This window comes from Ruegeria sp. J8, assembly GCF_056531925.1.
Genome location: NZ_JBQFMR010000019.1, coordinates 1 through 17,289, shown reverse-complemented (window position 1 = coordinate 17,289; position 17,289 = coordinate 1). Strand labels below are relative to the sequence as shown.

At 54.3% G+C, this 17,289-nt stretch carries 12 protein-coding genes; 6 read left to right on the top strand and 6 right to left on the bottom strand.

Annotated features, from left to right (window positions below; genetic code table 11):
* Position 1: 1 nt before the first annotated feature.
* From ACR0L1_RS22895 to gntH, 3 genes are all read right to left on the bottom strand, one after another.
* Positions 2 to 1,633, bottom strand: coding sequence for a hypothetical protein (locus tag ACR0L1_RS22895; protein WP_480860949.1), 1,632 nt, complete (start codon positions 1,631 to 1,633; stop codon positions 2 to 4).
* Between the two features lie 88 nt (positions 1,634 to 1,721).
* Positions 1,722 to 2,531 (bottom strand): hypothetical protein, encoded by an 810-nt coding sequence (locus ACR0L1_RS22890; protein WP_480503346.1) that lies wholly within the window; start codon positions 2,529 to 2,531, stop codon positions 1,722 to 1,724.
* Positions 2,532 to 2,595: 64 nt separating this feature from the next.
* Positions 2,596 to 3,927 (bottom strand): guanitoxin biosynthesis MBL fold metallo-hydrolase GntH, encoded by a 1,332-nt coding sequence (gntH, locus tag ACR0L1_RS22885; RefSeq protein WP_480860947.1) that lies wholly within the window; start codon positions 3,925 to 3,927, stop codon positions 2,596 to 2,598.
* A gap of 164 nt (positions 3,928 to 4,091) precedes the next feature.
* On the opposite strand from gntH, the gene ACR0L1_RS22880 reads away from it, so the two are divergent.
* From ACR0L1_RS22880 to ACR0L1_RS22860, 5 genes are all read left to right on the top strand, one after another.
* Positions 4,092 to 5,426 carry a tetratricopeptide repeat protein gene (locus ACR0L1_RS22880; protein WP_480860946.1) on the top strand — a complete coding sequence of 445 codons (1,335 nt, stop codon included), beginning with the start codon at positions 4,092 to 4,094 and terminating at the stop codon, positions 5,424 to 5,426.
* Positions 5,427 to 6,628: 1,202 nt separating this feature from the next.
* On the top strand, positions 6,629 to 8,728 hold the full coding sequence (locus ACR0L1_RS22875) for a hydantoinase/oxoprolinase family protein (protein WP_480860944.1): 2,100 nt from the start codon (positions 6,629 to 6,631) through the stop codon (positions 8,726 to 8,728).
* Complete coding sequence (locus ACR0L1_RS22870) at positions 8,725 to 10,377, top strand: hydantoinase B/oxoprolinase family protein (protein ID WP_480503343.1); 1,653 nt, start codon at positions 8,725 to 8,727, stop codon at positions 10,375 to 10,377. Before ACR0L1_RS22875 ends, ACR0L1_RS22870 begins: the two co-directional genes overlap by 4 nt.
* On the top strand, positions 10,374 to 11,441 hold the full coding sequence (locus tag ACR0L1_RS22865; RefSeq protein WP_480860942.1) for a pyridoxal phosphate-dependent aminotransferase: 1,068 nt from the start codon (positions 10,374 to 10,376) through the stop codon (positions 11,439 to 11,441). Before ACR0L1_RS22870 ends, ACR0L1_RS22865 begins: the two co-directional genes overlap by 4 nt.
* On the top strand, positions 11,438 to 12,178 hold the full coding sequence (locus ACR0L1_RS22860) for a maleate cis-trans isomerase family protein (protein WP_480860940.1): 741 nt from the start codon (positions 11,438 to 11,440) through the stop codon (positions 12,176 to 12,178). Before ACR0L1_RS22865 ends, ACR0L1_RS22860 begins: the two co-directional genes overlap by 4 nt.
* A gap of 463 nt (positions 12,179 to 12,641) precedes the next feature.
* Here the strand turns inward: ACR0L1_RS22860 and ACR0L1_RS22855 are convergent, their stop codons facing one another.
* Both ACR0L1_RS22855 and ACR0L1_RS22850 read right to left on the bottom strand, forming a co-directional pair.
* Positions 12,642 to 13,874 carry a tetratricopeptide repeat protein gene (locus tag ACR0L1_RS22855; protein ID WP_480503339.1) on the bottom strand — a complete coding sequence of 411 codons (1,233 nt, stop codon included), beginning with the start codon at positions 13,872 to 13,874 and terminating at the stop codon, positions 12,642 to 12,644.
* Positions 13,875 to 14,018: 144 nt separating this feature from the next.
* Positions 14,019 to 14,906: a transferrin-binding protein-like solute binding protein gene (locus tag ACR0L1_RS22850; RefSeq protein ID WP_170787421.1), complete on the bottom strand. Its 888-nt coding sequence runs from the start codon at positions 14,904 to 14,906 to the stop codon at positions 14,019 to 14,021.
* 132 nt (positions 14,907 to 15,038) lie between these two features.
* Between ACR0L1_RS22850 and ACR0L1_RS22845 the strand changes: the two genes are divergently transcribed.
* Complete coding sequence (locus ACR0L1_RS22845; RefSeq protein ID WP_480860937.1) at positions 15,039 to 15,296, top strand: hypothetical protein; 258 nt, start codon at positions 15,039 to 15,041, stop codon at positions 15,294 to 15,296.
* A gap of 586 nt (positions 15,297 to 15,882) precedes the next feature.
* Here ACR0L1_RS22845 and ACR0L1_RS22840 read toward each other — a convergent pair.
* On the bottom strand, positions 15,883 to 16,581 hold the full coding sequence (locus ACR0L1_RS22840) for a hypothetical protein (RefSeq protein WP_480860935.1): 699 nt from the start codon (positions 16,579 to 16,581) through the stop codon (positions 15,883 to 15,885).
* Positions 16,582 to 17,289 lie beyond the last annotated feature (708 nt).

Here is a 17,289-nt window from a genome sequence, read left to right as displayed (position 1 = left end):
ATTACCCTCCTGTTTTGGCGCTGATAATCGTCAGGTCGTCAAGCATCCAATGGTCGCCATGCCGCGAAACGTCGAGCAAACCTCGATAAGAAACCGCTTGCCTATGCAGGTGCCCCCAATGACCTCCGCTTACGCGAGCTGTCCAACTGGCCAGGGCCTGATGCCGATTTCTTTCTTCGCCGGGCGTGAAACTCTCGACATTCAGGTCTGAAATCGCTTCGACGCGAGCCATGGCGCCAGAGGGTAACGTAACTGACAAACCACGACGCATTTCTGCTTGAACCTTGACGCGATTAGTTGCTTCGACATATGTCTCCATCGCCGCTAAGGCACTATCATCCCGCGTCTCAAGCATCGTGGTTCCGATATTGGCCACCAGCCCTTCCACGATTTGACGCGATGCGATTTCATCCGACTCAGGCGCTGACGACGGGTTGTTCAGCGAGTATGTGACAATCGCGGCGGCACCGAATGCCCCGGTCAGGCCAAGCAAGATCAGACGCTGGCCGTTTGTGCGCTGCAACGAGAAATAGGCGCATATCAAACACAGAAAACTTAAGCCGAACGCAAGCGAGGGCACCTGTGTTGCAGCCGCGACTTTGACGACGACTGGGCTTGTTTTTGGGTTGGTCCAAGTTGTCAGGTAATTGTTCCAACTTACAACGGGATCGGATGCATAAATCTGCGAGGGGACCGCCCCTGCCGGATCTGAAAGGGTGATCGGAATAACATCCAAACCAACTGGGAAAAGCTCCCATGCCAGATCAACTCGGTTCGGCAAAGTCGAAACCGGATAGGAAAGGACGACGCCCAGTAACATCGTCTTTCGGTTTGCCTCGGCTTGATCCGGAAGAACACGCAAACCTTCGGCACCAACTTTGATACGCGAGACCTGCACCGTTTCCGGTTTCATCGGCTTGCCGTCGACGGCGAGAGGGTTTCTAGTCTCAAAAAAGTCCGACACGCTAGACTTGATCCTGACGACATCATCTGTGGTCAGTCGGTCAGCATCGCCAAAGCCCAAGTCCACCCAAGTCTCAAGGTCTTTCAAACGCAATATGACCTCGTGCCGGACGACACGCGGTTCCATGGCAAGAAAAGACATCATCGGGGATTTGTGGTGGCGAGTGAGGTTTGGATTCTCAAACTTGCTGAACCAAGGGTCTTCCCAATCTGGCAGCATCGTCTCAGCCTGAGAAAGGTAACGATAGTCTGTCACTGGAACGCCCATATGCTCGGCCACGACGCCAAGTGAAGCCAAGGGAATCCCGTCTGGACTTAGGGGGGGAATGAACGTGATCTGTTCCGGCTTGCCATTGAACGGAAACTCCATGTCCACGTAGACGACATTTTCGCTACGCGGTCGCGGTCGATACAGAGCGCTCGCTGCCGTTTGCCGAGAAATTCTGGGGCGCACATCAATCGTATTCGTTGTGCTGATCAGTTTCTCTTCGTCTGCCCAGATCTGAAGGTTTTGCCCCGTACGCCCAGCCAGTGACGTTCCCGAACCATCATCTGGAATGACGAATATGGGATAGTCGTTCAAATCGACCTCAAGGAGAACCCGCACATGATCAGGCTGCACCGAAAGCTCAACAAAGTTCGGCGCCGTTTCCCCGCCATAGGGGGACACGAGGTCCGCAATCGATTGGCTTGCCCCAAACGCAAGACTCGAAAGTACTGAGCCCAACCGAACCCATGTTTTGCTGTATTCGCCAATCTTAGAAATGAAACGCGACGGCAGCATAGATACCATTCTGGTCCACATCATAGGCAAACTCCCCATCCGAACGGTCGGTGGAAAAGTCGATTCCGTAGAACTGATAGCCAAACCGCAGAGACGTGTTTTCCCAGCCTTTCCAGTCAAACCCAGCCACAACCAGGTATTGCAGGTCATCGCCATTCACACCGAAACCACTCAGTTCAGCCCGGCTGGCGAAATTCCATTTGTCGTTGATTTCCGAGATATATCGAATTGCGATCATTGGCTCGAGCCATTCTTCTGTCCCACCCAACGTCATACCTGGGCCGGGGCCTGCTAAGTCGATTTCCTGTTTGATCCGGTTCCACTGAACACCAATTGCGGCATCCGCGGCATAGCGTTGGCCCGAGGCATTAACCCCGTTCGCAAACCGGTAAGCGCCCTGCACGTTGGCAAAGGTCTGCCGGACATCAACATCAACGTCCACCCTGCCACCGGGTAGAGTTCCATCTCCGCCAAGCTTTACGTAGTAAACTTCAGAAATGATCCCGAAGTCGCCGTTCCAGCCCTCGTAACGTACTGAAGCTGCGCCTTGCAACACATCCAGCACCTCGCTCAGGTTCAAGTCGAAATCGACGCTGGTTCCATCTATAGTTGATGTGCCCGTCGTGCTGAGCGGAAGAAACAAATAGGGCGTGATTGAGTGTCGCCAACCGCCGTCATCATCTTCAGAACGTGCAAGTGACTGGGCGTTTGCTGCGTTGGATATAGCGACAAGCGACCATCCAACGCAGACCAAATAGCGAGTAATCAATGAGGTATGTTGCATAGAGATTTCCGATCAGAATTAAAAGAACCGGCGCGTTATTAAGACGCGCCGGTCAAATTTGACTTTATTCATCGCCCGGATACAAGAACTCTTGGCCTAACGCTTCCGAAGCTTCTTCGTAGATGGGTCGCAAAACGTCGTCTACGTCGTCAAAACCACCCTTTGTGAACTCTGAGAACTCCATTACTTCTGGAGAAAGTCCAACCTTTTCCGCATAAGCGGTCTTGTCAGCAGGGTTTGGCGGCTCAGCTGGTGCAGCGAGAGGCGGTGCCCAAGTGTGCTCTTCCGTTGCTGCCATCCGAACCGTAATCGCGTCTTTCGTGACATTCCAAACCATGAAGTCATCTGCCAGACTTAGCGGACCATCATAAGTGCTGCGTATGCGCTCGAATACATTGTTAGAAGTGTCGAAGTCATTGAAGAAATGATAGGCGACCGCCATTCGTGGTTCGATATCGCTCATGACTTTTCCGAAGGCTTCGGGCGCCGTATGTACTTGAGTTCCAACCAATAAAGCGGACTCGGGTGTGAAACCCATCTTTGCTACAAGGTCGGGAACCGCTACGAAGCATTCATGGATGGCGAGGTCTGCGTTCTTAGCGTACTCCTTGAACCACTTGTTCGGATAAGTGTCTGAGCTAAAAACAAATTTTAAACCATTCCATTCCAGTGCGTAGCTGATTGCACCATCAATTGAATGGATGGCTGGAAAAGTACGAATTTGGACGCCATTTTCTTCGTAAATTACCTCGTTCTCTAACCTGTAATCGAACTCATTAACCTCCATTGAATAACCGCGGAAATCAGTGACTCCTGCACGGCCTGCTAGGTCCCATGTGAGCATCTTTTGCATATGATCTAGTGCATAAGCAGTGCCAAGTTCTTCTGATGGTCCACTTGGTCCCCAAACCCGCAGCGGAATATTCCGCCCCATCAATGCGCCACCGATGAACAGGTCATGCAACGCGCCGAAATGGTCAGTATGAAGATGGCCGATGAAGACCTTGTCCAAATAATTGTACGGGATTTGCAGGGAAGAAATTCGCTCGGCCGATCCCGAGCCAATGTCGAACAAGAACTTGTCTCCGTTGCCCAGTTCCACAAGGAAACACGCTGCAGCCTGAGCAGCCCGCGTAGTAGGCATTCCGGTTCCACACGCGATGACCCGCATCTCGTCTTCGGCGAGATCTTCTGTGTTGGGGTAGTACACATCGCGCGGGCGATCACGGACCATTGTCGGTGAGACTTCTTCTGTTTCCTGCGCGTATGCTGCCGAAGGGGCAATTAACTCGATGACGGCTTCAGTGACAGCTTGTGGAGAAACAGCCCAAGCGCCGAAAAGCACACCAATTGCGAAATGCTTACTCAGTCTTCTGTAGTTCATTTGACAGGCCATGTGTCGTCCTCCAATCGCTTAGTGACGTGGCAAGCGAGAGAAGCGCCAGGGTGCACATCAGCCCGCTGTTATCTCTATCACACTGACACTTATCGATAATGCATGTAAGTGACTCACGGTGAGTATGGGGTGACTCACGCCCCAATAACTGCAAAAATAAGAATATGATAAGACATTCCGACGAAATCCAGAACAACGACAAGCTTGCCGCCCTAAGCAGATTGCTGGCGGACGCTCATCTGGATGGATCCGATAGGCTTCAGGCCTTCCTGACGTATATCGTCGAGGAAGAACTCGCTGGTCGGGGAGATCAAATTCGCAGCAAGACTATCGCCCAAGATGTTTATGACCGCGATACCTCGGAGGGGACCGACCCGGAAAATATCGTTCGCGTCGATGCACGGCGGCTTCGTCAGTTCTTGGAACTGCATTACGAGGGTATTGGTAAGGATGATCCGGTAAGACTGTGCATCGATAGCGGCGGATATAGGCCGCGGTTCGAAATTGTCTCAGAAACCCGTTCAGTATCAATCTCAACAAAAACCAAACGCATTGGATTACCCTTGGGGGCGTTCACCATAGGGGTCGTCGTTGGCGCGTTGGTCGCAGTTGGTCTTGCCCAAGATGGACAGGAAACTGCTTTTGCTGAAGTGAGTGGTTCATCAGAAACTGACACGGACGCATACTTGCAGCGCGCGGCAATTTACGAGAAATCCCCAGCCGCGTTACAAGCATTCAATTTGGCGCAACAAGCGCGGACAATGATATTTCCGATCTTCGACCGACAGCGGCAGCTACTTGTTCTGTCTGTGTTTGAGGGCGTGATCGAGATCGACCCAGAATATTTCGCTGGATATGCCGGTGCAGCGCAGGCACTCGCGTCACTTGCGGTGATAACTCCGCCATCCGATGCCAAGACCGAATACGCCGAAGCCGCTATGAAGCTGGCGAACCAGGCGGTAAGCCTTGCCCCAGATCAAGCCTGGAGCCAGTCTGCTAAAAGCTGGGCCAGTTTTGCCAATCGCGATTATGAGGCTGCGCTGCAACTCAGTAGACGCGCATCAAAACTTGATCCGAATGATGGAGCAGTCCTCGACTTTCTTGGCGCGGTGGCCATGTTTTCAGGCGAATTCGAAGAAGCTATTGAAACAGCAGACAGGCTATCTCTGCTGGATTCCAGCAACCAAAGATTTGCAAATCGAAACATTTCCGGCGCGACGTATTTTCATCTGGGTGAATATCAAGCAACGGTAGAGCGCTTTGAAGAGGCAAAGCAACTTGGCGATCCACTCAGCGCTCCTTCACTAGCTTATGTAACGGCAGCGTTGTCAGCTATGGGGCAAGACTATGCGGCTAAAGCCAAACTGGCTGAACTTGAGCGCGCATGGCCGGAAGCGCCGATAGATGCGATGCTCAAAAGTATCCACAAAGATGTCGAGAACGCAGAGGCCGTGCTACGCGAGTTACGAAAACAAGGCTGGGTTAGCCCAATGCGATAGAATTGCGCACAACAGCGGGGCGGAATACGAAGGTCGAAACAATCTCCGCTGGCGCAGGTCCTCCGGTCAAAATTCCTAAATCCAGCGCGAAGTTGAGATCGATAGTGGGAAGCAAGGTAAGCGACGTCTTCTCAGATTGCGTAAAATTTGCTTTCTTGCGCAATGCCGTCGCCAGTGCGGACTGCAGAAACCGGTATCTTTGGGCTCTCAACAGCCATTCGCTGCACTAGGAATGAAAGATCGCTCCGTCTTAGCATTTAAACAGCACCCCCGCCAGTACCAGCGACCACCCGTCAGAGCCCGGAACGACTAGTCGGTGACCCAGCCAGAGCCTGTGAACGGGTCTCTAGTGGTCTCGAAAGCTGTCCTACAACCCCAGCCAGTTCATTCATACATGGAACGGCGGCATGCCGCAGGGGCTCAACTCTCCGAGAAATGCCCGTTTATGCCTCGGCTGTTCTGGCACCCTCTGACCTCTCGTCTTTCATGAATTTTTTAGCAGGGGTCCTATGGGGGCGGGGAATAGGTATATGTAGTGAACAGAAACCAGAGAATAGAGAAGCCCGAGTATCCTCGTTTCTGATCCACAATATATAGAGGGAGGAGGAGGTTGTAGGGGAGATTGAGGACCCATAGCACTCGCAGCCAACCGACGTTCACTGCTGGTTAAATCACGTAGCGGTGAATTCATGATTGGGTCTTCAATTGATCAAGACCTGAAGTCATTCACCGTTCAGCCACGAGACCGTCGACAATCAAAAGTTTGCGACAGAATCGAAGCTGAATTCTGAAGCGAAAAAGCTGGTCAATGATGACGGCGGTGCGCTTGTCCCGATGAATGCCAACCACATCATGAGTGTCAGCAACACTCTGACGCAGGGCAGTATCGCCGCAAATAGGGAAATGGATGTTGCCAAAGCGCACGAGCGTTGTTGGTTTGCCTAATAGCGTATTTCCCGTCCGACGGTCTGACACCGGTAGATTTCTTGGCCTGCAGCGATGATTCTTGTCGCTTGCAGGCCTTTTTGTCGCGAACGCGCTTGTCTCTTGTCGAAAGCTGGGCAAGCTCGAAAAATGAACCGGAATCGTACTACAAAACGTCTGGACCGCCGTGCCACCGGCTGTAACCTTGTGCCGCAACGGATGTGATCACCCGAAAGGGCGCTCTATCTGCACGAACTCAGGCGAATTTGGAATACCACGTGACCGCTCAACGCTTGCGCTTAGCCATTGATACTGGTGGCACTTTTACGGATACGGTGCTTGTATCCGGCGACGAGACCATTGTTGCCTCGACCAAGACTCTGACAACCCACCAGAACCCCGCAGATGGGGCGATAGAAGGCGCGCAGCGCGTCATTGCCCAGTCCAGGCGCGCGTTGAGCGATGTGACGGGCTTCATCCACGGCACAACGCTGGCAACCAATGCGTTGATTGAACGACGCGGCGCGGTTGTGGCGACAGTGACGACTGAAGGTTTCCGGGACATCCTGGAGATCGCGTACGAGCGGCGCTATTCGCAGTATGACATCAACTTGGAAAAGCCCGATCTGCTAGTACCACGCGAACGGGCACTGACCGTTCGGGAACGTATGGCGGCAGACGGCAGCGTCCTGATCCCTCTCGAAGACGACGCGATTGATGCGCTGATGGCTGATCTATACGTCAGCGGTGCCGAGGCGGTCGCGATCTGCCTGATGCATGCCTATGCCAATCCCGAGCACGAGCGCCGCCTGCGTGACATTCTGGCCGAAAGACGCCCGGACCTGACGGTCTCAATCTCGTCCGAAGTAAGTCCCGAGGCGCGCGAGTTCGACCGACTCTGCACCACTGTTGCCAATGCCTATATTCAGCCGCTGATGGAAAGCTATATTAACCGGTTCGTCACCCGGTTCGAAGCCGAGGGCGTGACATGCCCGATCCTGATGATGACCGCCGGAGGCGGCATGTGCACCGAGCGGACTGCCACCCGATTCCCGATCCGGCTGGTGGAAAGCGGTCCTGCAGGGGGTGCTATCCTTGCCGCGCGCATAGCGGCGCGGGCCGGGATTGGCGATGTGCTGTCCTTTGACATGGGCGGCACGACCGCCAAGCTGTGCCTGATCGACAATGCCCGGCCCCAGACCTCGCGCCAGTTCGAGATCGCGCGGGCGGAACGTTTCATCAAGGGATCAGGCATGCCGGTGCGCATCCCGGTGGTCGAGATGATCGAGATCGGCGCAGGCGGCGGATCCATCGCCGGTGTCGACCGTCTGGGCCGTCTGACTGTCGGCCCGAAATCCGCCGGATCGGAACCCGGCCCGGTCGCCTTTGGCCGGGGCGGCACTGAGCCGACCGTGACTGACAGCGACATTACGTTAGGCTATATCGCGCCAAATACATTCGCCGAAGGGCAAATCCAGCTTGATCCGGATGCCTCCAAGGCTGCCCTGACCCGAGTGATCGGTGAAAGGTTGGAGTTGGATGCCGTAGGCTCGGCAGATGGGGTCAGTCGCATCGTAGACGAAAGCATGGCTAGCGCCGGGCGCATGCATGCGGTGGAATCGGGCAAGGATCTGGGCCCGCGTACTATGATCGCATTCGGTGGCAACGGTCCGCTGCATGCCAGTCGCGTTGCACGCTCTGCCGGTGTGTCGCGCATCGTGATCCCGCCTAACCCGGGCGTTGGGTCCGCAGTTGGTTTCCTGTTCGCACCTGTGTCGTTTGAGATCGTCCGCTCACGCTACTCCCAGCTCAACAGCATGGATATAAATGGCGTGAACGACCTTTTCGAAACAATGATTGCCGAGGCAAAGGAGGTCGTGGCCCAGGGTGCCAGCGGTACGGCGGCCGAAACCCGGCGGACCGCCTTCATGCGCTATAGTGGTCAGGGGCACGAGATAGAAATCACGCTCCCAGACCGTGCATTGGGGGCGGATGACATCATCCGCCTAACCGCCGCGTTCGAGGATGAATATCGCAAACAATTCTCGCGCCCTGTGCCGGGAATGGCGATCGAGATTCTCAACTGGGCCGTTCGGGTCGCAACCCCAAACAGCGATGTGCCTCCGATGCCGGAAACACCTGATCGCCGTGCCTTTAACGTGGCCGAATGGCGACTCATTACCTGCGATGTTGACGGTGTTTTGAAAGACGCAGCCTTTGTTGCGCGCGCGGATCTGAAACCTGGTGATTTCGTTCCCGGCCCCGCACTGATCTATGAACCGCAAACCACCACGCTGGTCTCGGCTGATTTCTCGGCGCATGTAGACGCAATTGGGAATCTTGTCCTGATCCATGACCAGACAGGAGGCGCTTTATGACTGCTGATCTTTCTCCGGCCCACCTGCAAGTGATGTGGAACCGACTGCTGGCGGTGGTCGAAGAACAGGGGCAGACCCTGATCCGAGCGGCGTTTTCGCCAATCGTACGCGAGTGCGGCGACATTTCTGCCGGGATTTTCGACGAGCAGGGCCGGATGCTGGCGCAGGCCGTCACCGGCACACCGGGACATATCAACACCATGGCTGCGGCGGTTATGCATCTGCGTGAGCATTTCCCGGAGCAGACCATGAGACCCGGCGACATCTACATGACCAATGATCCCTGGCTTGCCTCGGGGCATCTGAACGACTTTCTGCTGATGATGCCGGCGTTCAAGAACGGCAAGGTCGTGGGCTATACCTCGTGCACCTCGCATCTGGTCGATCTGGGTGGTCTTGGAATGGGGCCCGAAGGGTCGGATATCTATGACGAGGGGCTTCTGATCCCCCCTTGCAAACTGGTCGAAGAAGGCACTCCAAACGCCCTGCTGTTAAATATCATTCGCGCCAACAGCCGCGAGCCGATTGCAAACGAAGGCGACATCTATGCGCTGATCGCTTGTTGCGAGACCGGCGTGACCCGGCTGGTCGAGATGATGGACGAGTTTGGCATCGACGATCTGGACCGCTTGGGCAGCTATATCATCGACACGTCGCGCCATGGCACGCTTGAGGCAATCGCCGAGGTGCCGGAAGGCGTATACAAGAACGTCCTGAAGATGGACGGCTACGAAAATGAGCTGGTGATGCAAGCGACACTCACCGTCAGCAAGTCGGGCATGCATGTGGATTTCACCGGCACTTCAGGCTGTTCGCGCAAAGGCATAAACGTGCCGCTCAACTATGCCACCGCCTATACCGTATTCGCGCTGCGCTGCATCGTTGGTCCGGATATCCCCAATAATGCCGGGTCGCTGGAACCGTTTACCGTGGACGGCCCTAAGGGTTGCATTCTAAACGCCCAACGTCCGGTTCCAGTGGCGATGCGGCACACGCTGGGTCAGGTCACCCCCGATCTTGTGCTGGGTTGTCTGCATCAGGCCTTACCCGACGCGGTCCCGGCTGAGGGTGCAAGCTGCATGTTTGACCTGCCCATGCGTCACGCTCCCGAAGTTGCCCGCGACGGTGGCCGCGAGTTTGCGATTGAGCCGGTTCATAATGGCGGCACCGGCGCGCGGCCTCATGCGGATGGGCTGTCAGCCACCGCCTACCCCTCGGGGGTGTTTGGCAGTCAAGTCGAGATTACCGAGAGTGTGGCACCGGTGACCATCTGGCGACGTGAACTGCGCCCCGATTCTGGCGGCGCGGGCAAGTATCGCGGCGGTCTCGGGCAGCGGATCGAGATGACCTCGTCCAATGACGCGCCGTTCATCGTATTCCTATCGGTTGAACGGCTGAAGTTTCCCGCCCTTGGCCGCATGGGCGGGCAGCCCGGCGCGCCAGGACGCATCCGTTTCCGCGACGGCGACAACGACCTCCCGGGCAAGGGAGAGCTACGCGTCGAAGGCGGCGATTACCTGATCTTCGACACCCCCGGCGGTGGCGGGTTCGGCGCCCCTACTGACCGTGACCCCGATGCGCTGGCGCTGGACCTCAAACGCGGTCTGGTCACCGCTGAGGGTGCCAAAGCCTATGGAGGTGACGCATGATCCGCCCGGTTCCCCATGTGGATGCGATGACGGCCTATGCGCTGGCTGATCTGGGTGGCGCGGGCGTCATCTCACTGGCCCAGAACGAAAGCGCCTTTGCCGCAAGCCCTAACGCAATCGCAGCTGGGCAAGCGGCAATGACCGATCTGCCGCTATATCCCGACCCGGAATGGCCCGATCTGCGTGCTGCAATTGCAGATGTGCACGGGCTGGACCCGGCACGGATACTGTGCGGCGCAGGCTCGATGGAGTTAATCGGTTGCCTGATCCGGGCCTATGCAGGCCTCGGTGACCAGGTACTGGGCACAGATTTCGGATACGCGTTTGTGTCCACGGCAGCGGCGCAGGTGCAGGCTGATTACGTCAAGGCCCGCGAGCTCGACTTGACCGTCTCCGTCGACGGCATCCTGGCCACGGTGATGCCCGAGACCCGGATCGTCTTTATTTGCAATCCCGGCAACCCGACCGGCACTTTGATCCCCAATTCCGAGGTTCTGCGACTGCGGGACGGATTGCCTAAAGATATTCTGCTGGTCGTGGATCAGGCCTATGCCGAGTTTTCCGATGATGCCCATGACCCCACCGAAATATTCGCCCTGACAAACCGCGGCGATACCGTGGTCATGCGTACATTCTCCAAGGCCTACGGTATGGCAGGCGCGCGCGTTGGATGGGGCTACTTCCCAACCGAAATCTCGGGTGTGATGCGCAAGCTTCTAAATCCCAACAACATCTCGATTGCCTCACAGACCGCCGCCGCCGCCGCCATGCGGGATCAGGCGCATATGCAAAATGTGGTCAAACGGACCGCCGAAATCCGCGACAAGTTTACTGAAGACTGCCGCGCAATGGGCCTGAACGTCCCGGAAAGTAACACCAACTTTGTTCTGCTGCGCTTTGCCTCGGATGAAGAGGCGCAACGTGCGGATGCGGCCCTGCGGGCCGAAAATCTGATGATGCGCGGCATGGGTGGCTATGGCCTCAACGACTGCCTACGCGCCACGATCTGTGAGGTATCGGTCATGGATCGCTGCCTGAAGGTGCTGAAAGGGGTGTTATCATGAGCTACGAAACCCGCCGGCGGGCCAAAATCGGCGTCCTGGTGCCTTTCACCAACACCAATCTGGAACCGGATATGGAGTTGATGCGGTCGCCGGATACTACCATCCATTTTCAACGCATAGGCGGCTATAACGTGGATCAGATCCCCGGCACGGAACAAATGGCTGGGCTGGGTGCTTCGGATATCAGCCATGATCTGCGAATGATCTCAGGCGTGCGCCCCGATGTTGTGCTTTATGGCTGCACCTCGGCCACTTTGACCCATGGACCATCCTTTGACGCCGACTTGGCACGCGAAATCAAAGAGGTATCGGGTGCCTTGTCCTTCACGGCGGCAGGGGCACTTGTGGCCGCGATTCAGGCGCTTGGTGTGACCAAGATCGGTTTCTCTTCGCCCTATCTGGGGGAGATCAACTTGCAGGCAGTGGAGTTTCTAGCGCAAAACCAGATCGCAACCGTCAAATGTGCCGATGTAGGTCGCGAGCTGGGCAACTATGGGCAAGGCGAGCTGACCCCGGACGAAGTGTTCGATCTGGCCTGTCAGGCCGATCACCCCGATGCGCGTGCAATCGTTCTCAGCTGCACCGACATGCGATCAGTCGAAGCTGTTGAACGCATCGAGGTTGCGCTGGATAAACCAGTAGTCACCTCAAATCAGGCGATGATATTTTCGGTGATGCGTGCGTTGAAACTGCCGCGTCGAGGCAACGAGCCGGGCCGGTTGTTTGATCTGCTGTAGGTTGGCATGGACACAGAGTTACGCTCGCTAGGTGGAGGCGCCACTTTGGCTCTGTTACAAGCCTTAGGCCATTGACCATTGCGGCGTCAGCGCCGGTGCGGCGAACGGAAAAATCCAGTTGCAAATTGGTTCGTGACTTCTTCCCGATCACGATAAGACACGTCGTAAGTCAATTTCCTACCTCCATAGAACCTCCGCTAGAGGAGAGATCGGAGTGCGTCCGAATATCCCTCGGCGGCCCTTAGCGGGTTGCCGGGGGATCTGCGCTTTGCTTTCTCTTTGCTTAAATGGGCATTTTTCGGAGCTGTCGGAACAACCACGTTAGGTGACGGAATAGAATGCCGAAAAAAATATCAGTTCAGTAGGCACTTAAAGGGCTAAATTAGGTGATCGGCATGGTCTCTGCTTACAGAGCTTCTTATGAAACACAATATTATTGATTTAGTTCAGTAAATCTCCCTAACTAGAATTCGTTGGTCAGCCCTACTTCAATCGTAGTTTCATCATAACTGAATGCGTCAATTCCACTTTTCACCCGATTGTAACTGCCCTCAACGTACGGGATCAGCCCGTTCCCTAATATTGTGTCACGCTTTTCAATTCTGAGACGCAGGCCATACTGATCTTCGTCAGGATTGCCGAAGAAAAGTGGGTTGGTCTCAGAGAACGATTTGACCGCAAAATAGACCTGAGGTTCAATGACAAATCCAGCACCGGCGTCAAACGAGCCAAAAGCCTCCAGACCTGCGATGTCAAAAGTATCAATGTCGCGATCGGTTGATTTGGTTTCAGCAAAGATTGCAATTCCAACAGTGTTTCGCCCCAAAAATGAACGCCGTACCCCAAATCTCGCATTCACTGTGTGCCCACTGAAGGTATCATCGAATTTATTGTTCAATTTAAACCCTGAAATCGAACCAAACACCGAAACGGCTTGCGAGTTTCTGGTCTCGAACGCAGTCTCTAAACCCAACCTGTCCTCAAAGTGTTCATCGGCAATGAAGCGTGTCGAGACTACTGGGCTAAAAACAACTGTTGTACGTGGAAAAACCAAGCGGGCTCCGCCTCGCGCACCCAAAGTCACGTCGCGAAACGATTTCTCATTTGAAATATCTCCAAATGAGAACACCTCTGCGAAGCCAATTACCCGACGATCTTTTGTTGAAAGCCTGTTCAGACTTTTGCGCCACAACGCTGATACAGAATATCCGACACCATATGTAGTCTTGCTGGAGCGATCTAAAGTTGCTGGTATAGGTATCCCGAAGAAGTCTAATTCAATCTGGTCTGTGTCGTAGTTTCGCGTAGAACCCAATTTTTTTAACCCAAACTCAAAATCCAACTCAAACCCTCGCCGCGCATCAATTTCTGCAATAAAATTTAGAACTTTTTGTCGAACAGGCTCCGGAATATCACCCGACAGCACCTTAAAAAACTCGGACCGCGAACGGTTCCATTGTTCGCTTAGGAAATAAGCCAGCGCCAACTCCAAGCGCACACGTGTAAGGTTAGGATCTTCCGCAAGAATGCTAAGGTATATTGCAATTGCTGTACTGTAGTCACCGCGGCTAGTGGCGGCGAGCCCCGATTTGAACCTGGCATCGGTGGCGGCCGGATCGGTGGTTGATGCATTCGCTCCACTGGGAACCACGCAAAAGGTTAGAAAAAAGACTACGATCAACCGCAAAAAAGTCATCGCGACCCCACTGGATTATTGTTTTCTTCTGCGATCTGAATGACTCTGTGCACGCCTTTTGGGAACGGTGCGTGAAGTGTCACATATGCCTAATGACTATTCGCAACGGAGTAGTATTGCGTTGGCCGCAATTCAGCTCTTTGCTCAATTTCCGCCGAACGCTCCCATATGCCAGACTCCACCCGGACCGGAAGTTGAATACGTGCCTCCAACTTCGTTGGCAGACGGACCATAAAACTGCCCTTGTGCAGAGCCAGATGTACCCGTTCCCGTCACAGTTGCCGTGAACCCTGAGCCGCTAACCGTGCCTGAACCGCTAAAATCCAGTTCCGGTGCACTGCTCGTTGCGGCTGTGTTGAGATTTACAGCTGCCGTGTTCGCACTATCGATGCTTGCAGTGTTGAAATCCGTGGATACTGTGACCGTGGATACTGTTTGGTATGGCTGGCCATCTGCACGACGAGCCACTCCCAATCCGACGCCCTGATATGTTGCGCTGACTCCAACAGGAACGTCAGTAGCTTCTGTTTTAAGCCCATAACTTCCTGCACCAACGGTTCCTGCGCCTGTGCCGGCCCCTGTCACCCATGCACCATAGGTCTGGTATTCATAACCAGCTTGTCCGGGATTGATAAACGTCGCGGAATCTTGACCATCAGCTGTTACATAGCCTGTAACAAATGGAGCATCGATCCTGGTGTCGCCGTTTCTCGTATCAAATGAAACGGACGATCCAGGTGCGCTAGCTGTCAATGCAACTGGCGTTCCGTTTCTGGTGACTACGCGGGTGGTGCTTTGTGACGGTCCAGATGGGTTAGTTATTACCACTTCCCCAGTAGTGGGGTCGGCAACGTAGTTCGCCGTAACAGCCTGACCGTCTATGTCAGTCGTTCCATTATCGGGAATGTTTGAAAAACCGTTAAACGGCTTAACGGTTGCCCCTGAGTCAATGCTTTCGCTGCCCAAACAAGCCGTCAAGGCCGTGCAAGCCAATGCTCCAGAAATAGTGCGAAATATGAATAGATCAGCCATCTCTTCCTCCCAAAAGAAACTCCGAAAGTACCTCAATATATATTTTTATTCGAATGTATCGTTGACATAGATCAAGGGGGGTAGCTGCATCTCACGGTACGATGAGAAAAGAACTTGGTGGGGGGAAAGCAAATGAAGACTATTACTTTGAAGTTGATTGCAGCGTTGAGTTTAGCTGCGTTGCTTGGCGCTTGCTCAAGCACGTGGGAAGAAGATGGGATCAACAACTCTGGAATCACGGCGGCAGCGGGTGCGACTAGAACAGCGGACCAGATAGAGTTGTTTAGCGGCAAAACGGCCTCTCAGGAATATACCGTGATCCAAGAAATAAAAGTGGCAGTAAATAAAACTACAGTGTTCAATGAAGATCCGACCGTCACGCAAGTTTAGGCTCGGCTGCGACAGAGCGCGGCTGGGTTGGGCGGGGATGCAGTTGTCAACGTAGTCATATCTCAAGTCCAAGTACGTGCAATGAGTTGGGGAGGTCGCATCGGCGAAGGTACAGTTGTTAAGTACAAATAACTTTGTGTTGTGTCGGTTCACCTATCATGGGGTTGTGCTTATACCGCAGTCAGAAACGCCCTGTACTCACCCTCGAAATGCCCCCGAAACCGCCCCAGTTCTGGTCATCGCTTGGAAAAGCCTATTGGTTTCATCGGACGGCAAGGATTCCTACCACCCCAGCCAGATCATCAGAACATGGAACGACAGCAGGCGCTTGGGGCTAAACCCTCTGAGAAATGCCCCCGTTTATGCCCCAGTGGTTACGGGGGTTGAGGGTGGGCCCTCATAGGCCGTTGAAGGCCCATGCCACAGGTCATGGCAGGTCGCGATCGACCCCGTTCGCCCAGAAGTCCCAGTCGTCGCGCTTGTTATCCGCCGCCGACCCCTCAATCAGACGAATCCGCAAATCCTCGGATGCACGTAAGTTTCCAATTGCGCTCTGAACGCTCGAGACGATGTCAATCCAAACATATCATTCGGCGCACCTCAGTCTTGTCCAACTTGATTCACCCCAATCAGCTTCCGCAGATCTAAGAAATAGAGGCAATTCCACGGCAAAATCATACAGCGTTGACCGAAGAGACGTTGTCATGGGCTGACCGTTGTTTTCTGCTAACTCAAACAAGTTACCAGCGAAATTCGTATATCTGAGCGAAATACACTCCGGCTGCAGGACACCCTTAGGTTCGGCAGTCAAAAGCGTCTGAACAATAAAGTCCAAATTTCCAGAACCTGCACCAGAGTCGGCCGGAACTAGGTTAAACGAGGTGCGAATAACAAGATTGGAAGTTTGTGCACCTTGTGGGCAGCTTGATCTGCTTGAACTGGTTGTGAAACACGGCGGCACGCCATCGAAAAGTCCAGTACTCAAAGAATTGGAAAGTGTCGCTTCGAATGCTCGTTCAAACTTTGATGGTTGGTATGCCCGGTTCAGTGTATCTAATGCACGTACAATTTCCTCACGCGATCGCGACGTTCCACTCGCGGCACCATAGATTCCTCCTGCAGTGGCAAACACAGGAACTAATGCGACACCGAGAGCCAGTCCGAATGGGTCTGCTGAGGAAAGCCCCGCCTCCAAAGCACCTCCGGCGCCTGCGCCAATACCAGAAACAGCACCTTCGCCTCGCGTATAAGCGGTGCTACGGACATCTCCGTCTACGATCCGCACGGACAAGTTTATCGTTGAACGCGATGCTAAATTGGCAGTGTATATGTCTGGAAGGGAGGGCGCGCACGCAGAGAGAAGCGAGCAAGTAGCTACGCATAGCGCTTTAAGTCTTTTTCTGTCGCTTCTCTTCATCTCAACTGGTGTATCGATCTGCAAGTTTCCGTGGGCCTCATGGGCAGCAGACGACGGTCCAATTTCACCAATGCGGAGCATTGAAACTTCAGCCCCTTCCTTTTTGCAGAACTCCGAAAGTGCTTAAATATATCTCAAAATCAGAATGTAACTTTTGATTTGCATCAAGAGGAAGTGCATAATTGAACTCATTCGGAGTAAATTCTCCAGCGCTCGCGGGATGGAGTACACCGTATGCGCCCGGATAGTCTGATTGAGGGGTCAGCGGCGGATAACAAGCGCGACGACTGGGACTTCTGGGCGAACGGGGTCGATCGCGACCTGCTATGACCTGTGGCATGGGCCTTCAACGACCTATGAGGGCCCATCCTCAACACCCGTAACACCTGAAACCACTGGGGCATAAACGGGGGCATTTCTCGGAGGGTTTAGCCCCAAGCGCCTGCTGTCGTTCCATGTTCTGATGATCTGGCTGGGGTGGTAGGAATCCTTGCCAACCGATGATTGTAATCAGCTTTTTGGCGAAGCCCGAGAAACTGGGGCGGTTTCGGGGGCATTTTGGCCGATAGAGGGGCC

Coding starts and splice junctions, on each gene's coding strand:
- ACR0L1_RS22890 (WP_480503346.1), bottom strand. CDS start 2,531: ATGCAACATACCTCATTGATTACTCGCTATTTGGTCTGCGTTGGATGG.
- gntH (WP_480860947.1), bottom strand. CDS start 3,927: ATGGCCTGTCAAATGAACTACAGAAGACTGAGTAAGCATTTCGCAATT.
- ACR0L1_RS22880 (WP_480860946.1), top strand. CDS start 4,092: ATGATAAGACATTCCGACGAAATCCAGAACAACGACAAGCTTGCCGCC.
- ACR0L1_RS22870 (WP_480503343.1), top strand. CDS start 8,725: ATGACTGCTGATCTTTCTCCGGCCCACCTGCAAGTGATGTGGAACCGA.
- ACR0L1_RS22865 (WP_480860942.1), top strand. CDS start 10,374: ATGATCCGCCCGGTTCCCCATGTGGATGCGATGACGGCCTATGCGCTG.
- ACR0L1_RS22860 (WP_480860940.1), top strand. CDS start 11,438: ATGAGCTACGAAACCCGCCGGCGGGCCAAAATCGGCGTCCTGGTGCCT.
- ACR0L1_RS22855 (WP_480503339.1), bottom strand. CDS start 13,874: ATGACTTTTTTGCGGTTGATCGTAGTCTTTTTTCTAACCTTTTGCGTG.
- ACR0L1_RS22850 (WP_170787421.1), bottom strand. CDS start 14,906: ATGGCTGATCTATTCATATTTCGCACTATTTCTGGAGCATTGGCTTGC.
- ACR0L1_RS22845 (WP_480860937.1), top strand. CDS start 15,039: ATGAAGACTATTACTTTGAAGTTGATTGCAGCGTTGAGTTTAGCTGCG.